The 19,642-nt window shown below is 52.3% G+C and carries 19 protein-coding genes and 1 pseudogene; 17 read left to right on the forward strand and 3 right to left on the reverse strand.

All coding sequences use genetic code 11. The features are described from left to right. Positions 1-22: 22 nt before the first annotated feature. The 9 genes from A5774_RS03180 to A5774_RS03220 all read left to right on the forward strand — a co-directional run bounded on the left by A5774_RS03180 (position 23) and on the right by A5774_RS03220 (position 7,250). Entirely contained in the window at positions 23-481 is a 459-nt protein-coding gene (locus tag A5774_RS03180; protein ID WP_064833296.1) for an A24 family peptidase, read from the forward strand. A gap of 8 nt (positions 482-489) precedes the next feature. Then, on the forward strand, positions 490-1,749 hold the full coding sequence (aroC, locus tag A5774_RS03185; protein WP_064833346.1) for a chorismate synthase: 1,260 nt from the start codon (positions 490-492) through the stop codon (positions 1,747-1,749). Then, positions 1,746-2,279, forward strand: a complete 534-nt coding sequence (locus tag A5774_RS03190) for a shikimate kinase (RefSeq protein ID WP_021352539.1) — start codon at positions 1,746-1,748, stop codon at positions 2,277-2,279. Before aroC ends, A5774_RS03190 begins: the two co-directional genes overlap by 4 nt. A gap of 35 nt (positions 2,280-2,314) precedes the next feature. Beyond that, complete coding sequence (gene aroB / locus A5774_RS03195; protein WP_064833348.1) at positions 2,315-3,430, forward strand: 3-dehydroquinate synthase; 1,116 nt, start codon at positions 2,315-2,317, stop codon at positions 3,428-3,430. Between the two features lie 32 nt (positions 3,431-3,462). Further along, positions 3,463-3,918, forward strand: coding sequence for a type II 3-dehydroquinate dehydratase (gene aroQ, locus A5774_RS03200; RefSeq protein ID WP_064833298.1), 456 nt, complete (start codon positions 3,463-3,465; stop codon positions 3,916-3,918). Between the two features lie 109 nt (positions 3,919-4,027). After that, complete coding sequence (locus A5774_RS03205; protein WP_021352536.1) at positions 4,028-5,119, forward strand: aminopeptidase P family protein; 1,092 nt, start codon at positions 4,028-4,030, stop codon at positions 5,117-5,119. 114 nt (positions 5,120-5,233) lie between these two features. After that, positions 5,234-5,797 (forward strand): elongation factor P, encoded by a 564-nt coding sequence (efp, locus tag A5774_RS03210; protein ID WP_021352535.1) that lies wholly within the window; start codon positions 5,234-5,236, stop codon positions 5,795-5,797. Positions 5,798-5,807: 10 nt separating this feature from the next. Beyond that, positions 5,808-6,356: a transcription antitermination factor NusB gene (gene nusB, locus A5774_RS03215; protein WP_023019417.1), complete on the forward strand. Its 549-nt coding sequence runs from the start codon at positions 5,808-5,810 to the stop codon at positions 6,354-6,356. Positions 6,357-6,362: 6 nt separating this feature from the next. After that, entirely contained in the window at positions 6,363-7,250 is an 888-nt protein-coding gene (locus tag A5774_RS03220) for a PPK2 family polyphosphate kinase (RefSeq protein WP_064833300.1), read from the forward strand. A gap of 2 nt (positions 7,251-7,252) precedes the next feature. Here A5774_RS03220 and A5774_RS03225 read toward each other — a convergent pair whose 3' ends face one another. From A5774_RS03225 to A5774_RS11905, 3 genes and pseudogenes are all read right to left on the reverse strand, one after another. Beyond that, the gene (locus A5774_RS03225) at positions 7,253-7,705 is read right to left on the reverse strand and encodes a YbjN domain-containing protein (RefSeq protein ID WP_021352532.1); all 453 of its coding nucleotides are present in this window, start codon (positions 7,703-7,705) and stop codon (positions 7,253-7,255) included. A gap of 16 nt (positions 7,706-7,721) precedes the next feature. After that, positions 7,722-8,240 carry a YbjN domain-containing protein gene (locus A5774_RS03230; RefSeq protein ID WP_023019419.1) on the reverse strand — a complete coding sequence of 173 codons (519 nt, stop codon included), beginning with the start codon at positions 8,238-8,240 and terminating at the stop codon, positions 7,722-7,724. 172 nt (positions 8,241-8,412) lie between these two features. Further along, a pseudogene (locus A5774_RS11905) lies at positions 8,413-9,264 on the reverse strand (TIGR01777 family oxidoreductase); the annotation flags it as partial. A 641-nt stretch (positions 9,265-9,905) separates the two neighbouring features. Here A5774_RS11905 and pyrR point away from each other — a divergent pair. The 8 genes from pyrR to gmk all read left to right on the forward strand — a co-directional run bounded on the left by pyrR (position 9,906) and on the right by gmk (position 19,585). Then, complete coding sequence (pyrR, locus tag A5774_RS03240; RefSeq protein WP_023019421.1) at positions 9,906-10,541, forward strand: bifunctional pyr operon transcriptional regulator/uracil phosphoribosyltransferase PyrR; 636 nt, start codon at positions 9,906-9,908, stop codon at positions 10,539-10,541. Continuing rightward, positions 10,541-11,476 (forward strand): aspartate carbamoyltransferase catalytic subunit, encoded by a 936-nt coding sequence (locus A5774_RS03245; protein ID WP_021352527.1) that lies wholly within the window; start codon positions 10,541-10,543, stop codon positions 11,474-11,476. The genes pyrR and A5774_RS03245 overlap by 1 nt, the downstream gene beginning before the upstream one ends. Positions 11,477-11,556: 80 nt before the next feature. Further along, positions 11,557-12,948, forward strand: a complete 1,392-nt coding sequence (locus tag A5774_RS03250; RefSeq protein ID WP_051137387.1) for a dihydroorotase — start codon at positions 11,557-11,559, stop codon at positions 12,946-12,948. 66 nt (positions 12,949-13,014) lie between these two features. Continuing rightward, complete coding sequence (gene carA / locus A5774_RS03255) at positions 13,015-14,223, forward strand: glutamine-hydrolyzing carbamoyl-phosphate synthase small subunit (RefSeq protein ID WP_064833304.1); 1,209 nt, start codon at positions 13,015-13,017, stop codon at positions 14,221-14,223. A 2-nt stretch (positions 14,224-14,225) separates the two neighbouring features. Then, the gene (gene carB / locus A5774_RS03260) at positions 14,226-17,561 is read left to right on the forward strand and encodes a carbamoyl-phosphate synthase large subunit (protein ID WP_064833305.1); all 3,336 of its coding nucleotides are present in this window, start codon (positions 14,226-14,228) and stop codon (positions 17,559-17,561) included. Then, complete coding sequence (gene pyrF / locus A5774_RS03265) at positions 17,551-18,390, forward strand: orotidine-5'-phosphate decarboxylase (RefSeq protein WP_021352522.1); 840 nt, start codon at positions 17,551-17,553, stop codon at positions 18,388-18,390. Before carB ends, pyrF begins: the two co-directional genes overlap by 11 nt. 296 nt (positions 18,391-18,686) lie before the next feature. Next, positions 18,687-19,010 (forward strand): integration host factor, actinobacterial type, encoded by a 324-nt coding sequence (gene mihF, locus A5774_RS03270; protein ID WP_021352521.1) that lies wholly within the window; start codon positions 18,687-18,689, stop codon positions 19,008-19,010. Positions 19,011-19,015: 5 nt separating this feature from the next. Then, the gene (gene gmk, locus A5774_RS03275; protein ID WP_021352520.1) at positions 19,016-19,585 is read left to right on the forward strand and encodes a guanylate kinase; all 570 of its coding nucleotides are present in this window, start codon (positions 19,016-19,018) and stop codon (positions 19,583-19,585) included. Positions 19,586-19,642 lie beyond the last annotated feature (57 nt).

Here is a 19,642-nt window from a genome sequence, read left to right on the forward strand (position 1 = left end):
ACTTGCGGTAGCGTGAATAAGCATGGGGGGATTATCACTACATGCATTAGTTGTTCTTGCAATCGTGTGGGCTAGCGCTCTGATCTACTACGACTTGCGCTTTCACCGGTTGCCAAATTTACTTACCGTGCCTGCTGCATTGGTGTCGGTGGTTTGGGCTCTTTTTATGCAGAACACAGGTCAGATCCTCTGGTCTGCAGTAACCTGGCCGGCCTTGTATATTGCACAACTTGTTGTAAGTTTTTTCTGCAATGGGCGGGACGGATGTAATCGCGGAGTTGGTGGCGGTGACATCAAACTCGCCGTTCCCTTGGGGGTTGCCGCAGCCGCTGTCGGCAATGTTTTTGCTGTTTTACTTGCATCGATGACTGCAGCAATACTGAGTTTGTGCACTGCAACACTATTGCGGCGCAGCTACGTTGCACATGGGCCATCTATGATATTGGCCACTGTGATGGTTTCAATAGTGTTTGTGGAATAATGGTGTCTATGCTTCGTTGGACAACCGCTGGGGAATCACACGGCCAAGCACTTGTGGCTGTCGTAGAGAATATGCCTGCACACGTTGAACTCACTTCAGATGATATTGCGCACCAACTCGCACGCCGTCGCCTGGGCTATGGGCGCGGGGCACGCATGAAATTTGAAGCAGACGAGTTAAGTCTGCTTGCAGGGATACGGCATGGTAAGACACTGGGCAGTCCAATCGCGATCATGATTGGTAACACAGAGTGGCCGAAGTGGGAAACTATCATGGCTGCGAATCCGGTTGATGTAGATGACCCCGAGATTGCTAAAGCAATGAGTTCGGGGCGTGGTGCGCAGTTGACGAGACCTCGTCCAGGGCATGCAGATTTCTCAGGCATGGTGAAATATGAGCATAGTGATGCTCGTAATATTCTTGAGCGTTCGTCTGCACGTGAGACTGCTGCGCGAGTAGCCTGTGCGACGGTTGCGCGTAATTTCTTACGGCAAGTTCTCGGCGTGGAAGTTCTTTCCCATGTAATCTCCATTGGGCCATCGCAACCCTATGATGGCCCTGCACCAACGCCGGATGATATTGACCGCATCGATGCTTCTCCAGTGCGTGCTTTTGGCAAAGATGCAGAAGAATCGATGGTCTCTGAAATAGAAGCGGCGAAGAAAGCTGGTGACACGCTTGGCGGCATCGTCGAAGTCGTTGTCGATGGTCTTCCTATCGGCTTAGGTTCTCATGTTTCGGGTCAGACTCGACTGGATGCACAGCTGGCGGCAGCCTTGATGAGTATTCAAGCCATTAAAGGCGTGGAAATTGGTGATGGTTTCACTCAGGCTCGTTCACGAGGCTCAGCAGCACACGACGAATTTATGCATGCAGCATCTGGTTTAACCCGCGCGACGAATCGCGCAGGTGGTTTGGAAGGAGGGACTACCAATGGTGAACAGCTACGGTTACGCGCTGCTATGAAACCAATTTCTACTGTCCCCAGAGCTTTACGCTCCTTCGACATGAATACCGGCAAGTCTTCGACTGCTATTCACCAGCGTTCGGACGTCTGCGCGGTGCCTGCTGCCGGAGTTGTCGCAGAAGCTATGGTTGCCTTGGTACTTGCACAGGCGGTGCTCGAAAAATTTGGTGGCGATAGCGTTGCGGAAACGCGTCGCAATTTTCAGGCTTATCAAGAAAGCGTCGACAAGCGGTTTTCGTTTTTCGGAACTCAGTCGGCAGGAGGGGCAAGTACGGGACCAGTAGAAGAAGGGGACCAATGACTTCTGCAGAACAACCACGCCCTTCTGTCGTACTCGTTGGTCCTCCCGGAGCTGGAAAAACCACTATTGGGCGTCGCTTGGCGCGGGTACTGAACCAAACTTTTGTCGATTCTGATTCCGTAATTGAACAACGTGCTGGGAAAACCTGCGCCGAGATTTTCGCTGATAGCGGAGAAGATGCATTCCGTGAGCTGGAAGCCGAAATAATTGCTGAAGCATTACATGAGCCCGGGGTTCTTGCACTCGGCGGTGGCGCAGTTATACACGAAGGCACTCGTGGGTTGCTTGGAGAACAAACCGTAGTCTTTGTAGACGTCAGTGATGAAACCGGTATCGAGCGGACTACTCGACCGCACAACAGAGACCAGCGCCCGTTACTAGCTGGGGCTGACGCCAACGAACGGTACCGAAAATTAATGGCGCAACGGCGACCGTTGTACCGAGAAGTCGCTGATTATCGTGCGCGGACAGAGCAACGCAGCCCGCAGCAGGTTGTTGCCGATATTTTGGGATTCTTGGAAACCTTATAGCGCTTGGAAGGCAGTACACGACGATGAACTTCAACATGTTTTCACCATCGCCGGATAATCGGCAATTTACCCGCGGTACCACGGAGGTTATTGAGGTTAACGGCCCTAATCCATACCAAGTTATTGTCGACCGTGGCTTGACTGATGCGATAGCAGAGCGGAGTAAACAGACTGGCGCACAAACCGTGGGTATTATTCACCAACCGACGATGGCAGCCCCGGCGCGTCAGCTAGCATCTGCCATCGAAGACCGTGGCTTACGAGTGCATTTGTTTCCAGTACCCGATGCAGAAGCCGCGAAGAGCCTAGAGGTTGTCGGCGAATTATGGGATAAGCTCGCACAGCATAATTTTTCTCGCCGTGACGTGGTCATTGGATTTGGTGGTGGTGCGGTCACAGACCTCGCCGGGTTTGTTGCTGCCACCTGGATGCGCGGTATCAAAGTCATTCAAGTACCTACCACGCTTTTGGCAATGGTGGATGCAGCTGTTGGTGGAAAAACAGGAATTAATACTGGTCACGGTAAAAACCTGGTGGGAGCGTTCCATGAGCCCGATAGCGTATTTGTCGATCTGGACCGGCTTACGACGCTTCCGCAAAACGAAATCATTGCGGGATCAGCTGAAATTATTAAGACTGGATTTATCAGTGACAGCATTATCATCGATCGTTACGAGGCAGACCCACAGAACTGCCTAGACCCAGATGGTTATCTTCCAGAATTAATTGCGCGTTCGATTGCAGTAAAGGCGAACGTCGTCGGGATGGATCTTCGTGAGTCTGGATTACGTGAGACTTTGAACTATGGACACACCTTCGCACACGCAGTGGAATTGCGAGAAGAATTCCAGTGGCGCCACGGCGATGCTGTGGCTGTCGGCATGATGTATGTTGCGCATCTCGCGCACAACCGCAAACTGATTGACGAAGATCTTTTGCGACGTCATCGAAGCATCTTGCAGTCTGTCGGTCTTCCGGTTTCGTATGAAGCTGGACATTTTTCTGTACTGCGCGACGGTATGAGTCGAGATAAGAAAAATCGTGATGGAAATCTGCGCTTTGTCGCCCTGACAAGAATCGGTGAGTGCACTCGCATTTCAGATGCCTCAGATGAGGAATTACGCGCAGCGTACACAGCGATCAGTAGCTAATACTGTAGATGTGCAACGTTAAGGAGGAATTAATGTCCAGTGATAAGCATCCGACGATTTTGGTGCTTAATGGTCCAAACCTGAATCGTTTAGGGAAGCGGCAACCAGATGTTTACGGCGCTGTAACCTTGCCGGAACTGGAAAAACAGCTGGTTAACGCAGGTCATGCACGAGGCCTGCAGGTAGTATGTCGACAGTCGAACGCAGAGCACGAATTAGTGGAATACGTGCATGAAGCTGCGGATAAGCAGTGGCCTGTGATCATTAATCCGGGTGGACTGACACACACGTCGGTAGTATTGCGTGATGCGCTAGCAGAAGTTGCCGAACGGAAGGGGTTCATTGAGGTACACATCTCCAATATCCATGCCCGCGAACCGTTTCGTGCGCATTCCTACCTTTCTCCTATCGCTCGAGGAGTGATTTGCGGGTTAGGCGTTTCCGGTTATTACGCAGCAGTAGATTATTGGGCGAAGAATTTGGCGTAACATCGTGATTTGTAATTCTTTTTCTAGATTATGAGCAAGAGAGCAAACAATCGCGAATCACCGCAGATTTTAATTCGATCATAAGATTTAGTTTACGATGAGGAGAAAAATGGCACTGGCAGATACTCGTTTCAGTAACCGCCGTCGTAAGTTGGCGACTGCAATGGCGGAAGAACGACTCGATGACTTTTTGGTTACTCACTTAATACACGTGCGCTACCTTTCTGGATTTTCTGGATCTAACGGTGCAGTCCTGCTGTCGAAAGACCAATCAGCTGCTATTAGCACTGATGGTCGCTATGCAACACAGATCGCTGAGGAAGTACCGGATATCGACGCGGTGATCACGAGCGCTATCACGAAAGAGCTGTTGCAGAAACTGGAAGGACCGCGTCGCGTCGGGGTTGAATCCGATTTCGTGAGCATTGAGCAGTTTAAGCAGCTCGAAAAACAGTGCCCGGATGAAGTCACCTTAGTACCTATTTCCGGGATGATTGAGAAGATCCGCCTGGTAAAAGATAACGTCGAAATTGAGCGTTTGACTGGGGTAGCAGAATTAGCGTCGCAAGCACTGGAAGACATGATTGCTGCTGGCGAAATTGCAGCAGGCCGTACCGAGCGGCAGGTGGCGGCCGATTTGGAATATCGTATGAGGCTGTTGGGGGCCGAACGGCCTAGTTTTGACACTATTGTTGCAAGTGGCCCGAACGGTGCGAAACCACACCATGGGGCGGACGATCGAGAGCTGCAAAAAGGGGATCTAGTCACTATCGACTATGGTGCGCATTTGCGCGGGTTTAACTCGGATATGACCCGCACCGTGGCTATCGGTCCCGTTGATGATTTTGCCCGGGAAATTTATGACCTTGTGCTCAAAGCACAGGAAGCAGGGGTTCGAGCAGCTACTCCGGGCACATCTCTTTCTGACGTCGATGAGGCGTGTCGTGAAATTATCCGAGAAGCAGGCTATGACGAGTATTTTGTCCACTCTACTGGCCACGGAATCGGCTTGGATGTACATGAAGCTCCGGCGGCTGCGAAGACTGGTCAAGGTAGCCTTGAGGCTGGGATGACACTGACGATTGAACCTGGTATTTATATTCCAGGTAAGCTTGGCGTTCGCATTGAAGACACATTGGTGATTACCGACGGTAAGCCCAAGAATCTGTCAACGCCTACAAAGCAATTACGTGAACTGTAAACCAGCGGAGTTTGTGCAGAAGCGTTAGGGTTATACTGGCGCAAGCTAATCTGAACTAAGCAGTGCCGGAAAACAGCGTACTGCCGCTAACTAGACACATTGGAGAGTTGATTCGTGGCTGATACTACTTCGTTTAAAAACGGCGTCGTCCTGAAAATTGACAACAAGCTGCAGCAAATTGTCGAATTCCAGCACGTGAAGCCTGGCAAAGGTCCTGCCTTTGTGCGTACCAAGCTGAAAGATGTCATGACTGGCAAGGTGACCGATAAGACCTGGAATGCCGGTGCAAAGGCAGAACTCGCGACGGTTGACCGTCGGGATATGACGTATCTTTACAATGACGGCACTAACTACGTTGTTATGGATGATAAGACCTTTGACCAGGTGGAGTTAGACGCCGAGAAATTTGGTCGTGCTGTTGACTTCTTGTTGGAAAATATGCGGATTCAGGTTTCTTTCCACGACAACGAGCCACTGTTCGCTGAACTTCCCATCAACGTCGACCTCAAAGTAGAGCACACCGAACCAGGTTTGCAGGGAGATCGTTCCAATGGCGGAACCAAGCCCGCAACGCTCGAAACAGGTGCGGAAGTTCAGGTGCCATTGTTTATTGAGACCGGCAACGTGGTGAAGATTGATACCCGTACCGGCGACTACCTGTCCCGTAGCAACAATTAACGCGCAGGGTATGTCAGTAAAGAAGAATCAGCCTAGTGCGGGTGCTCGATTTACCAGGCTAGACCAACGTCTACACACTAAACGGTATCGAGCCCGCCGCCGTGCTGCAGATATTCTCTATGAAGCTGAAACTAGAGACCTTGACCCCGTGGCAATCGTCAAAGAACGGGTGGAGTTAGCTAGTTGGGAACAACCTCCTGTTCCACCAGTGGCGGATTATACCAAAGAAATTGTTGCTGGTGCCGCTGAGAAGCTTGATGAAATTGATGAATTGATCGCGCGCTTCTTGTCTCAAGAATGGGAACTGAGGCGTTTGCCGGCGGTGGATCGCGCAATCATGCGAGTCTCCGCGTGGGAGATTCTCTTCAATAAGGAGGTCCCCGCTGCTGTAGCGGTGGTGGAAGGCGTTGAATTAGCCAGCGAGTATTCCACTGATTCGGCCGCCCCATACATTCATGCAGTCCTTGATGATATTGCGCAGACCCAATCGGCAGATAACCCGATGGGGGATGAGGCGACTGCAGAAGCCAGTGATGAATCATCGGCGGGAAGCGATTAAGGCAAAATGCGATTCAAGCCCAAAGATGCAGAGCAACTGCGGGCAGACCTTCCTGTCGATCTCGCCTCAATTAATCCTCTGTCCACCCCGGGATATGTAGGCAAGGTTAGCGGAAAACGACTGCGTCGCCGATTCCATAAGTTTGATGAAGAATTGCGGACTCTACAGGAGCAGCTCTTCGCCCATGCACGGATTAGCGCTAGCACCGACGATTCTGCCTCGGGTGGGAGAGGTACGAATAGAGCTGGAGCAATACTACTTATCCTGCAGGGGATGGATACATCAGGCAAAGGCGGGATGATTCGCAATGCTTTATCAGTTTTCGATCCACAGGGCTTAAAACCGATCAGTTTCGGTGCACCGAATGCAGAGGAACTTTCCCACGACTTTCTCTGGCGGATACGAAAGCACGCCCCGCAGCCGGGGGAAATTGTTGTCTTCGATCGTTCTCACTATGAGGACGTACTGATTCAACGAGTAGAGAGCATGGCAACGCCGGAAGAAATCGAGCGACGCTATGGGGCCATCGTCGATTTTGAATCAGAATTGGCTGCGCAAGGCGTTACTATAATAAAAGTCATGCTCCACATCTCTCCTGATTTCCAGAAGAAAAATTTGCTTCGCCGTTTGCGCAGGGTGGATAAACGCTGGAAATTCGATCCGTCTGACATTGAGAACCGCGCTAAATGGGATGATTATCAGCGCGCTTATGAGATTGCGATTGATCGTACCGATAGCGATCACGCACCGTGGTACATCGTCCCGAGTGATAACAAACTTTATGCCCGCACAGCCGTGAAGTTTTTATTACTTCGCCGGTTACGGGCGATGGGGCTTAACTGGCCTGATCCTGGCTATGACGTCGCTGTGCAGCAGCGGCGCCTAAGCCAGTAGCTTTACTGATCACGATGCTCGTTAAGTTTGCGCATTTCTTCTGCGGCCGCGACCATGGCATCTTGAGCACGGACTACGCCGTCCACGGCCGTTTTAAGAGTCGCCTGAAGCTGTTCATCAGAGATCCCCGCCGCTACGACGATGTCGCGTTCGGTACGAACGATTAGTTTTCCTTCGTGCTCTGCGATTACGGCTCGCGCCCCAATCGAGGTGGAGTTAATTTGGTTAGCGGCTAGAAACAGGCCCGCGTCAGCACTGTCATATTTTGTGTCTGTTGCTACCTCTGACCGGACGACCATGGCAGAACCGAGCACAGCAAATGTGCATAACGTGTCATTCAGATTGGCCGTGGCTATTTCTTTGTCTTGCACTTTTGTTAGTTCTACGTTGAATTCCCGCATTGTTGCAATGACGCGATCGATGCTGGCAGGTGCAAGCTGCGTTGCTTGATTCATCCTCGGACTCCTATTTTTATTTGTCGTGTGCGTGATTGTTTTCCCAGGTGACTGAATCCGGGAATTGTTTCTCGAGTGACTGGAAGGATTCAAGTACTGCATCCAGCGTGCTGAGAAGGAACGCGCCCAATTGGTTACGCGTCATTCCGGTGCTGACATCTGCCTCACGTACAGCCGAGATTGCGAGTAATTCTTCGCCCTGTTCGAAAAAACGCAGCGTCGGCGCAAATTGCGCTTGGTTCCAAGAGTTTACGACCGCAAGCACATCCACGGCTTGGCTGGTGCTCAACTGTCCACGCCAGAGGGAATCGACGATGAGAGTATTTTGTCGTACGCTTATCGCGATTGCTGCGTTGCTAAACCCGGTTCGTACCACCTGCAACGTGCTGCCATCAGGGATGTTTTGTTCTTCATGACGGTAAATGAGGTTTTCCGCTTCGAGGATTTCGCCGATCCGCTCAAAGGTTACTTCTGCGATGTCACCGACGGTTTCTGGCGAACGTTCTTGCTCATTCGGTACGGACTGTTGGCTCATGGGTTGTTTCCATTCTGGGGTTCGACTTGATCTAACTACTGCCACCGTACCGGGAAATGCTCCCGAAAATCATTGTTGTCTCGCCTGCGTTAACGCAAAGACATTGGCGAAGTCGGTATTTTCGACCCTCGGCTTGGTTCGGCGAATGCATTTTTGCACTACTCCGGCTGTATTAAAGATAAGCGCTGCTATCCTGTAGTTGTTCACCTCCTAGTTCGTGCGCCAGCGCTGCCTCGATGGTCGAAAAACGGAAATTATGGCCCAGTTGACGTATTTTCGCACTTGATACTCGTTGGTCAGCTAGAGCTAATTCATGAGCACCTTCTTTGCCGAGTAAAAGTTTTGGGCCAAAGGTAGGGATAGGCAGCAGGGTTGGGCGATTGAGTTCAGTTCCGAGTGCTTTCGCCATGTCCTTATTGAGCACAGGCTCTGGGGCAGTGGCATTAACTGCACCACTAATTCGATGGTCGACGATCGCGCGGGTATAGATATCGGTTAGATCGTCCATTGCGATCCAACTAAACCAGAAATTGCCATCGCCGAAACTCCCTCCCAAACCGGTGGAAAACAATGTTTTGAGAAGCGGCAGCAGACCAGAATTTCCGGAAAGCGCCACTCCGGTACGAATATTGACCACACGTTTTCCAGCGTCTGCAGCTGGATGGCATGCGTGCTCCCAGTCAGTGACGACGTCGGCGAGGAAACCATCGCCGCGATCAGAACTTTCCGTGAGTTTTTCTGCACTACGATCTGGCCCGTAAATGCCTATTGCAGAAGCGCATACCATTGTGGTGACGCTCGCAGATTCAGCGACTAACCGCGCTAGCTTGTAGGTAGGGTTTACTCGTGAATCACGAATCTCTTTTTTATGTGCTTCGTTGAAACGACCAAAAATGGGTTCTCCTGCCAAGTGCACGAGCACGTCAACGCCTGCAAGCAAGTGTACTGATGGATAATCGGTATTCCAGTGGCGCTGACCGGTTGTGGTAGTACCGCGAACTAACTCGATGACCGTATGCCCAGCTGTAGTTAGTTGAGCCTTGAGATTACGACCTACAGAACCATGCGCACCGGTAATCGCAATAGTAAGTGATTTCGTGGGCTTAGTAGTCGCCGAACCGTCAACGAGCCGGAGGGATGTTAAGAAAGACAAATCCGAGATGAGTTGTTGTTGCCGGTAGGCAAATACTGAGCGTAACAAATTCGCTGGTGCACGGGTATGAACGGTGTCGGTGATTAGTGTGGTGTTTGGCTGCGTACCGTCAGCGAAATGGTGGTCGTGACGCCATTGCGCAAGTTGCCGCACCGGCGAATTTAAACATATATCGGAAAAGGATATTTCTGGTTGGTAACGAGTCAGATCGTGGCGCGAGACCCATTTCAGGCCGGCAGGCAGGCGGAAAACTGTGGTTCCGGTGGCAAGATTTTCGGCCTCAGAATGGGGGGTCATTGGCATAAAAGGCGGGGTGAGACGACTGATTGCCCCAGGTCGGGTATGCCAGTCCCACACTTGGGGGCGTGGGGCCGGAACGAGGTGCTGGGAGGAGAAGCTCACGCGCGTAATCCTTAGTGCTAGACTGAAGCGGTGTCTCCATCATAGACTCAAACAGAAATGCAGTCGGCATCCTTTAAAGTCCGCACAGAGAGGCGGGGAAGGAGGGCACGATGACAGTGGAAGAACCGTCCGCGGGAGTAGCAGAGACAACTGAGTTGTTGAGTGCAGCTGCAATTTCGCGCACGATCGCACGCATCGCGCACCAGATCATTGAGAAAAATGCTATTGGTTCACCGGAATCAGCGCCGGTGCTTTTATTGGGCATCCCATCAGGCGGCCTACCTTTAGCAGAACGTATAGCGGAAAAAATTGACGAATTTTCCGGACAATCTGTTGCCACTGGTGCGTTGGATATTACCCTGTACCGTGACGATCTTCGTTCGAAGCCACATCGTGCACTGAAACCAACTTCTATTCCGCGTGGTGGCATCGATGATGCCATTGTGGTGCTTGTCGACGACGTATTGTTTTCTGGTCGCACGATTCGCGCGGCGCTTGATGCGATGTCGGATATCGGTCGCCCGCGCGCGATTCAGTTAGCCGTTTTAGTTGATCGTGGCCACCGTGAACTTCCGATCCGCGCAGATTTCGTCGGTAAAAATCTGCCAACTGCCCGTTCTGAGGGTATTTCGGTTTTAAACGCAGATATTGACGGTCGAGACGCAGTGATTTTGTCGCGCGGTTCGCGTGCCACACAGGCGCTAGTGACATCTGTCGGCGAGCAGACTAGCCAAGGAGAACAGTAGTGAAACATTTGTTGTCGATCTCGGACTTGAGCGCGGATGAAATTACGGCTTTGCTGGACGAAGCTGAACGGTTTTCGGAAGCCTTGCTCGATCGAGATGTGAAGAAACTTCCCACCTTGCGTGGTCGGACGATTTATACCTTGTTTTATGAAAACTCGACGCGTACTCGTTCTTCGTTCGAAACTGCGGGGAAGTGGATGAGCGCCGATGTGATTAATCTGTCTGCATCCTCGTCATCAGTGTCCAAAGGGGAATCGCTGCGTGATACAGGATTGACATTGGCAGCAATTGGCGCAGATGCGATTATTACCAGGCACCCATCGTCTGGAGCAGCCCAACTACTTGCTAACTGGGTGGATACTGATGGGGCAGGCCCGTCAGTGATTAACGCTGGTGATGGAGCGCATCAGCATCCTACCCAAGCTTTGTTGGATGCGATGACCCTGCGCCAACACCTCGGCGAAATTGCCGGCCGCCGGGTGGTAATCGTTGGAGACTGTTTGCATTCCAGAGTTGTGCGTTCGAACGTTGATTTGCTAGCCACGATGGGCGCGGACGTAGTGTTAGTGGCTCCACAGACTTTGTTGCCGCATGGTGTGGAAAACTGGCCGGTACGCACCAGCCATGATTTTGATGCCGAATTAGTTGAAGCGGATGCTGTCATGATGCTGCGCGTACAAAAAGAACGTATGAACGGTGGGTTTTTCCCATCGCACCGTGAGTACGCTACCTATTACGGACTCTCGAAAGATCGTGCGGCGCTGTTACGCGATGAAGCTATAATCATGCACCCAGGCCCCATGTTGCGTGGCATGGAAATCAACTATGATGTCGCCGATTACCCCAATACCGTCGTATTGGGGCAGGTAAATAACGGTGTGCATATGCGGATGGCGGTGTTATTCACGTTGTTGGCCGGGTCCGGGGTGGCGTAATGCGAGACAGGTTAGACAACATATATAAAGAACAAAAAATGACAGCACACAAACCACATAACACAGGGGAAGCGACGAACATGTCTCACGCACACCATGCCCCGACTCACGGAGAATATCCAGCCACCGGGGAGTTGCGTCCAGCAGCACCGCAATCGCTGTTGTTGCGCAACGTGCGCCCGTACGGAGAGGGCAGCCCAGTCGATGTACTACTTGCCGACGGTCGCATTCAGGCGATAGAGCCTACCGATTCACCAGCCGCTGCGAAGCTTAATGCAGATGACCAGCGGGATTTGGGTGGAAATATCTTATTACCTGGGCTGGTAGACATGCATGTGCATTTGCGTGAACCGGGCAGGGAAGACACAGAAACTATCGTCACGGGATCCGAGGCGGCGGCACGCGGCGGTTTTACTGCAGTCTTCACCATGGCTAACACACAGCCAGTTACTGATCAGCCGGTGATCGCAGAGTCCGTCTGGTACAAGGGTCAGCAATATGGGGTTTGCGATGTGCATCCCGTGGGGTCGATTTCCCAGGGGCTGGAGGGGAAAAACCTCACAGAGTTTGGCATGCTTGCACGCAGCGCCGCGAAAGTGCGAATGTTCTCTGACGACGGTAAATGCGTCAACGATCCACAATTGATGCGCCGTGCCCTGGAATATGCCAAAGGCTTGAACGTATTGATCGCGCAACACGCAGAAGACCATCGTATGACCCAAACAGCGGTTGCTCACGAGGGGGCGACTGCCGCGCAGCTTGGATTATCGGGCTGGCCGAGGGTCGCAGAAGAATCGATCGTCGTCCGGGATGCGCTATTAGCACGGGATTACGGAAACCGCGTGCATATTTGCCACGCTTCTACTGCCGGAACCGTTGAGCTTATCCGCTGGTCGAAGCAGAATAATATCCCTATCACCGCGGAAGTCACGCCACATCATTTATTGCTCCATGATGAGAAGCTGCGCACGTATGATGGAATTTTTCGTGTGAATCCTCCGCTACGCGAGGAATCAGACACGATGGCTTTGCGCCAAGCTTTGATTGATGGCGTAATTGACTGTGTGGCAACCGATCACGCACCGCATGGTAGCGAAGACAAATGCGTGGAATTTGAACACGCGAAACCCGGAATGCTCGGATTAGAATCATCTCTGGCTGTCATAGCGCAGATTTTTGTTGAATCAGGAATGGCTGACTGGAGATTTGTCGCGCGGGTCATGTCCGAACGCCCTGCGCAAATTACTCATCTGCCGGATCACGGCCGACCGATCGCAGTGGGAGAACCCGCCAACCTTACGGTGGTAGATCCGGCTCATCCCTGGACGTCGAAAGCCGAGGAATTTGCCTCTAAATCTCGGAATAACCCATATGAGGGTCTCGAATTTGGGGCGAAAGTCACTCACACTATCTTGCGTGGTGGCTTGAGTTTTGAGCTTGCCAAGTCTGCACAACCGGCGAACAAAAAGTAGTCCCCACAGGGAATAATTGCATTGAGTACTCGAGAACACGAACACAGCAAGCGAAAGGCAACGACCGTGAATAATCCTGCAGCCAGAAGCTATCCACCGGAGGCAATACCTGCAGTCCTTGTCCTCGGAGACGGCAGTGTATATCCGGGGTTTGGATTCGGCGCAACCGGAAAAAACCTCGGAGAGGCTGTATTTACAACTGCGATGACTGGTTACCAAGAGACGATGACGGATCCGTCGTACCATCGTCAGATTGTGGTGGCCGCGGCTCCGCACATTGGTAATACCGGCTGGAATGAGGAAGATGATGAGTCACATGATGGGCGAATCTGGGTCGCAGGGCTCGTTATTCGTGACCTGGCTCATCGCGTGTCCAATTGGCGTGCGACGAGCTCGTTACCCGAAGTTATGCAAAAGCAGGGAATCATAGGAATTTCGGGTATCGATACGCGCACGTTAGTTCGGCGTCTCCGTAATCATGGCTCCGTGAAGGCCGGAATATTTTCTGGTGCGCAAGCACAACGTCCGCATGCTGAGCTGATTGCAGAAGTTCAGGGACAGAACGACATGGCCGGTGCGGATTTGGCCAGTGAGGTGTCGGTAGATAAAGCCTACACGGTGCCTGCAGAAGGGCAGACCCGTCACCGCGTAGTTGCCTTCGACATGGGTATCAAGACTGCGACGCCGCGCAATTTTGCGCGTCGTGGAATTGAAACTGTGGTGGTTCCGGCGGGTACTAGTTTTGCGGAAGTGCAAGAGCTGCAGCCTGATGGAGTATTTATCTCTAATGGCCCGGGAGATCCGGCCACAGCGGATGAGATGGTGTCTACGCTACGCGAAATTTTGGCTGCAAAAATTCCGTTTTTCGGTATCTGTTTCGGTAATCAGCTGCTTGGGCGAGCGTTGGGCTTAGAGACGTACAAAATGAAGTTTGGGCACCGTGGAATCAATGTTCCAGTGGTGCACCATGAGTCAGGGAAGATCGACATCACCTCGCAAAACCACGGTTTTGCCTTGGCCGCGCCTGGTAATACCAAGACTTTGACTGCTGACAGCCCAGAAACTGATCGAGCGTTTTCCACTGATTTCGGACCGGCGTTAATCACTCATACTTGTCTTAACGATGGCACTGTTGAAGGCGTGGCACTTCGTAGTGGTTTGGCTTATTCGGTTCAATACCACCCAGAGTCAGCTGCGGGGCCACACGATGCCCACCCACTTTTCGATCAATTTCTCGCTCTGCTTGATCAGCACGACCAGGAAAGGAAAGCTTAATTATGCCAAAGCGCCCTGATATTCAACACGTCCTGGTCATTGGATCTGGACCAATTGTTATTGGCCAAGCTTGTGAGTTCGATTATTCGGGTACACAGGCATGCCGGGTTCTGAAGGCTGAGGGCCTACGGGTAACCTTGGTGAATTCAAATCCAGCTACGATCATGACCGATCCGGAGTTTGCTGACGCAACTTACGTTGAACCGATCGAGACTGAGTACATAGAGAAAATCATCGAAAAAGAACGCGCCGGTGGCCATCCGATTGACGCTGTGCTTGCGACACTTGGCGGACAAACTGCGTTGAATGCTGCGATCCAATTAGACCGTGCTGGTGTTCTGGATAAACACGGCATTGAGCTTATCGGTGCTGATATCGATGCGATCGAACGTGGCGAAGATCGTCAGAAGTTTAAAGATATCGTCGAGAAAGTCGGTGGTGAATCAGCACGTTCCGAGGTGTGCTACACGATGGACGAAGTCCATGCGTGCGTCGAGCGGTTAGGGCTTCCGGTCGTAGTGCGTCCATCGTTTACCATGGGCGGCCTTGGTTCGGGGCTTGCTTACACCTACGAGGATTTGGAAAGAATTGCCGGTGGAGGTATCGCTGCATCTCCAGATGCGAATGTTCTCATTGAAGAATCCATATTAGGTTGGAAAGAATTCGAGTTGGAGTTGATGCGCGACGGCGATGATAACGTCGTGGTCATTGCCTCCATCGAAAATGTCGATGCCCTCGGCGTGCACACGGGTGATTCGGTAACGGTAGCGCCTGCCCTGACGCTAACCGACCGTGAATTCCAGAGAATGCGTGATCTGGGTATCGACATTATTCGCGAAGTGGGAGTGGATACCGGCGGATGTAATATCCAGTTTGCGATCAACCCGGACGACGGGCGCATCATTGTTATTGAGATGAACCCGCGAGTGTCGCGCTCGTCAGCTCTGGCATCCAAGGCCACTGGATTTCCGATTGCAAAGCTGGCAGCCAAGCTCGCGATCGGATATTCCTTGGATGAGGTTAGCAATGACATCACGGGGACTACTCCGGCAGCCTTTGAGCCGACTTTGGACTATGTCATCGTAAAAGCACCCCGTTTTGCCTTTGAAAAATTCCCGGGTGCAGATGACACTCTGACGACCACTATGAAATCGGTGGGCGAGGCCATGGGAATTGGTCGTAACTATATCCAAGGCTTGAACAAAGTTATGCGCTCGCTGGAAGCCAAACCGTTTGGCCTTTGGACTGTGCCAGATGAGGTCATCGCTGGCGAGGCAACTGAGGTTTCTGAGATTCTTGATCGCTTGCGGCGCCCAACCGCAGGGCGTATGTACGATGCTGAATTGGCTATTCGTTGGGGTGCCAGCATTGATGCAGTGCACGAAGCTTCCGAAATTGATCCCTGGTTCCTTGCCGAATTAGCGCACCTCGTGGAATTTGGTAATTTTCTGCGCACCGCACCGGTCTTAGACGAGCAACTACTCCGGCAGGCGAAAGTTATGGGCCTGTCAGATGCACAGATCGCTGCGCTTCGACCAGAGTTTGCTGGCGAAGACGGCGTGCGTTCATTGCGCTGGAGCCTGGGCATCCGCCCTGTCTACAAGACTGTTGATACCTGCGCTGGAGAATTTGAAGCCCATACGCCGTATCATTATTCGGCCTATGAATATGATCCAAACGCAGAATCAGAGGTTTCTGAGCAGCCTGACAAGGACAAAGTCATAATCTTGGGCTCTGGGCCAAACCGCATCGGTCAGGGAATCGAGTTCGACTATTCATGTGTGCATGCCGCGTTGGAACTGTCGCGTATTGGCTACGAAACCGTAATGGTTAACTGCAACCCTGAGACAGTCTCCACGGACTATGACACGGCTGACCGCCTATATTTTGAACCTCTGACTTTCGAAGATGTCATGGAGGTCTACTACGCTGAATCTCAGTCCGGAAACGTCGCTGGCGTGATCGTGCAGCTCGGCGGACAAACACCACTCGGCCTGGCTGAACGTCTCGCGGCTGCCGGGGTACCAGTGGTGGGAACCAGTCCAGAGGCTATTAATAATGCTGAAGATCGTGGGGTCTTCGGTAAAGTGTTGGCGCAAGCTAAACTGCCAGCACCAGATTTTGGTACTGCGACCACGTATGCTGAAGCGCGCGAAGTCGCTGCGCAGGTCGGCTACCCAGTGCTTGTGCGCCCTTCCTACGTGCTTGGTGGACGCGGCATGGAAATCGTCTATGACGAGGCCAGCCTGGAAAGCTATATTGAACGCGCTACGGAGCTTAGTGAAGACCACCCGGTCCTAGTGGATCGCTTCTTAGATTCGGCGATTGAAATTGATGTTGACGCTCTGTGCGACGGGGAAGAAGTCTATCTTGCTGGCGTGATGGAACACATTGAGGAAGCGGGCATTCACTCCGGTGATTCGTCGTGTGCATTGCCGCCGATGACATTGGGGCCGGAAGATATCGACAAAGTACGTGAATCGACCAAAGCATTGGCGCACGGCATCGGTGTAAAAGGCTTGATAAACGTACAGTTTGCGCTCAAAGATGACATTCTCTACGTCATTGAAGCGAACCCGCGCGCTTCTCGCACAGTTCCGTTTGTTTCGAAAGCTACCGGTGTACCACTGGCCAAGGCTGCAGCGCGGATTATGCTTGGTGCGACGTTGCAAGACTTACGTGCTGAACGAATGATTCCAACGACTTATGATGGCGGGTCACTCCCATTGGATCACCCAATCGCAGTGAAGGAAGCCGTGATGCCGTTCAAGCGCTTCCGGCGTCCGGATGGTACTCCATTAGATACCTTGCTGTCACCGGAAATGAAATCTACCGGTGAAGTAATGGGCTTGGCAGATAACTTCGGCGCTGCTTATGCCAAAGCGGAAACCGCAGCTTTTGGCTGTCCGCCCCGCCAGGGAACGGTGTTTGTTTCCGTGGCAAACCGGGACAAGCGTACTTTGATCGTTCCTATTCAGCGTCTCGCTTCGCTTGGATTTAACCTCGTAGCGACCGCAGGCACTGCACAGATGCTTCGTCGTAACGGCATTGATTGTGAGATTGCGCATAAGGCGTCGGAAATCCGTGCCGGCAAAGTCGAAGGAAAATCCATCGTTGATCAGATCACTGAAGGCGATATCGATCTGATCCTGAATACCCCGGCTGGCTCTGCTGGTGCCCGCCATGATGGCTATGACATTCGTACTGCAGCAATTTCAGTAGGAATTCCTGCCGTTACCACCGTCCAAGGAATCACCGCAGCGGTGCAGGGAATCGAAGCTCTCCGCGGAGATGAGTTGACCGTCCGTAGCTTGCAGGAACTTAACCATGGCGACTAGTACGCGAGACAATTCTGTTAGTTTTGGCGAACGTCTTCGCGAGCGTGCCGCCGAGCGCGGGCGGCTATGCGTCGGTATTGATCCGCATGCAGGTCTATTACAGGATTGGGGGCTTGCCAACGATATTGCTGGGTTGCGAGAATTCTCCCGGCGTTGTGTCGACGCCTTTGCGGATACTGCATGCGTCGTCAAGCCGCAGGTCGCGTTTTATGAACGCTTCGGTGCTGCAGGTTATGCGGTGCTGGAAGAAACGCTCGACGCGCTACGAGACGCAGGTGCGCTGGTAATTGCGGATGCCAAACGCGGCGATATCGGTTCCACCATGGAAGGATATGCGTCTGCTTGGCTCGATCCGGATTCGCCGTTACACGCTGATGCTGTCACAGTGGCTCCATATCTCGGTTTGGGGGCACTAAAACCAGCAATTGCAGCTGCGGAGCAAAATGGCGCCGGCGTTTTCGTGCTAGCGGCAACTTCGAACCCGGAAGCGGTAGAACTGCAAAGCTTTCAACAAGCAGGCGTCAGTTTAGCGCAGCACGTAGTGGACTATTGCCGGGATTTTAACCAAAACCGTAATGCAGCAGTGCTGGGAATTGTCGTGGGAGCTACAGTGTCTAGCCCGCTCGATCTGGGCGGATTCAATGGTCCAATACTCATGCCCGGAGTTGGGGCGCAAGGCGGCACTGTGGCTGACATCGCACGGATTACAGCAGATGCGACAGAATGGTCATTTCCTAATGTCTCTCGGAGTGTACTTTCCGCAGGCCCCGATGTTTCTGACCTGCGGAAAGCGGTTCTGAAGGAGGCTAATAATTTTCCTGGGCGTTAATATTCAGTCGTTTGTACCATTTGAATATTCTGCGAGAAAATATCGTGGATGAAGCTGTGGCATGACAGAATTATGCCGTTGTGCCTGGTGCAATATCGCGGATTGCCTGGTTGCGGTGTTAAGATATGCGAAAAGCTGACGTTGTCAGAAACGTGAGTGGCACAAGTGGCTAGTTCACGTCAATTGACCGCGTCTCGGCTCTATAGATCTCGGCTCTATAATTCCTAGTCGGGAGGCAACTGATACAGTTGCCGAAGATAAGAACCATAAACCCACATTGAATCGGAGGAATCCACGTGGCCCTTCCAAAGTTGACTGATGAGCAGCGTAAAGAAGCCCTGGCAAAGGCTGCTGAGGCACGTAAAGCACGCGCTGAGCTCAAAGCCGAACTGAAGCGTGGCGGAACCAATCTAAAAGAAGTTCTGGACAAGGCTGAAACCGATGAGATCATCGGCAAGACCAAGGTTGCGGCTTTGCTGGAAGCTTTGCCTAAGGTTGGTAAGGTCAAGGCACGCGAAATCATGGAGGACCTGGAGATTGCTCAGACTCGTCGCCTTCGCGGCTTGGGTGAGCGCCAGCGTCGTGCATTGCTGGATCGTTTCGGATACTCCGAAAACTAAAGCTAATGACCGGCGTGATACCACGGGGCCGTTTGGTCGTGTTAGCTGGGCCGACGGCCGTTGGAAAATCGACGGTCGTGAAACAACTGCGCACTACCGTTCCAGATCTCTATTTTTCAGTTTCTATGACCACCAGGGCACCGCGTCCTGGAGAGGCTGATGGAGTCGACTATTATTTCGTTAGCCCCGAGCGTTTCCAGGAGACCATTGACAGCGGGAAAATGCTTGAATGGGCAGAGGTACACTCCGGCTTGCAGCGTTCAGGTACACCTGCTCAGCCAGTAACCGAGGCCTTGGAACAAGGCCGCCCTGTGCTTGTAGAGGTGGACCTGGAAGGTGCAAGAAATGTGAAGGCAAAGATGCCGGAAGCAACCACGATATTTTTGGCGCCACCGTCTTGGGAGGTGCTGTGCGAGCGCTTGAGCAACCGGGGTACCGAACCAGACGATGTTGTCCGTCGTCGCTTAGACACAGCTCGTATAGAGTTGGATGCACAGGGCGAATTCGATCACGTTGTGGTTAACGATGATCTAAAACAGGCCGTAGAGTCCATTAGTGAATTCTTGCGCAGTTAGCTCTTGTTTCACCTGGACGGCTAATATATTTTCATACACTCAACGCGAAAAGGGGTT

The organism is Corynebacterium sp. EPI-003-04-2554_SCH2473622, from assembly GCF_001665955.1.
Lineage (GTDB): Bacteria > Actinomycetota > Actinomycetes > Mycobacteriales > Mycobacteriaceae > Corynebacterium > Corynebacterium pseudodiphtheriticum.

Excerpts from the sequence above, each read along its gene's own strand:
- A5774_RS03180 (WP_064833296.1), top strand. The coding sequence starts at position 23 with ATGGGGGGATTATCACTACATGCATTAGTTGTTCTTGCAATCGTGTGG.
- aroC (WP_064833346.1), top strand. The coding sequence starts at position 490 with ATGCTTCGTTGGACAACCGCTGGGGAATCACACGGCCAAGCACTTGTG.
- A5774_RS03190 (WP_021352539.1), top strand. The coding sequence starts at position 1,746 with ATGACTTCTGCAGAACAACCACGCCCTTCTGTCGTACTCGTTGGTCCT.
- aroB (WP_064833348.1), top strand. The coding sequence starts at position 2,315 with ATGTTTTCACCATCGCCGGATAATCGGCAATTTACCCGCGGTACCACG.
- aroQ (WP_064833298.1), top strand. The coding sequence starts at position 3,463 with ATGTCCAGTGATAAGCATCCGACGATTTTGGTGCTTAATGGTCCAAAC.
- A5774_RS03205 (WP_021352536.1), top strand. The coding sequence starts at position 4,028 with ATGGCACTGGCAGATACTCGTTTCAGTAACCGCCGTCGTAAGTTGGCG.
- nusB (WP_023019417.1), top strand. The coding sequence starts at position 5,808 with ATGTCAGTAAAGAAGAATCAGCCTAGTGCGGGTGCTCGATTTACCAGG.
- A5774_RS03220 (WP_064833300.1), top strand. The coding sequence starts at position 6,363 with ATGCGATTCAAGCCCAAAGATGCAGAGCAACTGCGGGCAGACCTTCCT.
- A5774_RS03225 (WP_021352532.1), bottom strand. The coding sequence starts at position 7,705 with ATGAATCAAGCAACGCAGCTTGCACCTGCCAGCATCGATCGCGTCATT.
- A5774_RS03230 (WP_023019419.1), bottom strand. The coding sequence starts at position 8,240 with ATGAGCCAACAGTCCGTACCGAATGAGCAAGAACGTTCGCCAGAAACC.
- pyrR (WP_023019421.1), top strand. The coding sequence starts at position 9,906 with ATGACAGTGGAAGAACCGTCCGCGGGAGTAGCAGAGACAACTGAGTTG.
- A5774_RS03250 (WP_051137387.1), top strand. The coding sequence starts at position 11,557 with ATGTCTCACGCACACCATGCCCCGACTCACGGAGAATATCCAGCCACC.
- carB (WP_064833305.1), top strand. The coding sequence starts at position 14,226 with ATGCCAAAGCGCCCTGATATTCAACACGTCCTGGTCATTGGATCTGGA.
- pyrF (WP_021352522.1), top strand. The coding sequence starts at position 17,551 with ATGGCGACTAGTACGCGAGACAATTCTGTTAGTTTTGGCGAACGTCTT.
- gmk (WP_021352520.1), top strand. The coding sequence starts at position 19,016 with ATGACCGGCGTGATACCACGGGGCCGTTTGGTCGTGTTAGCTGGGCCG.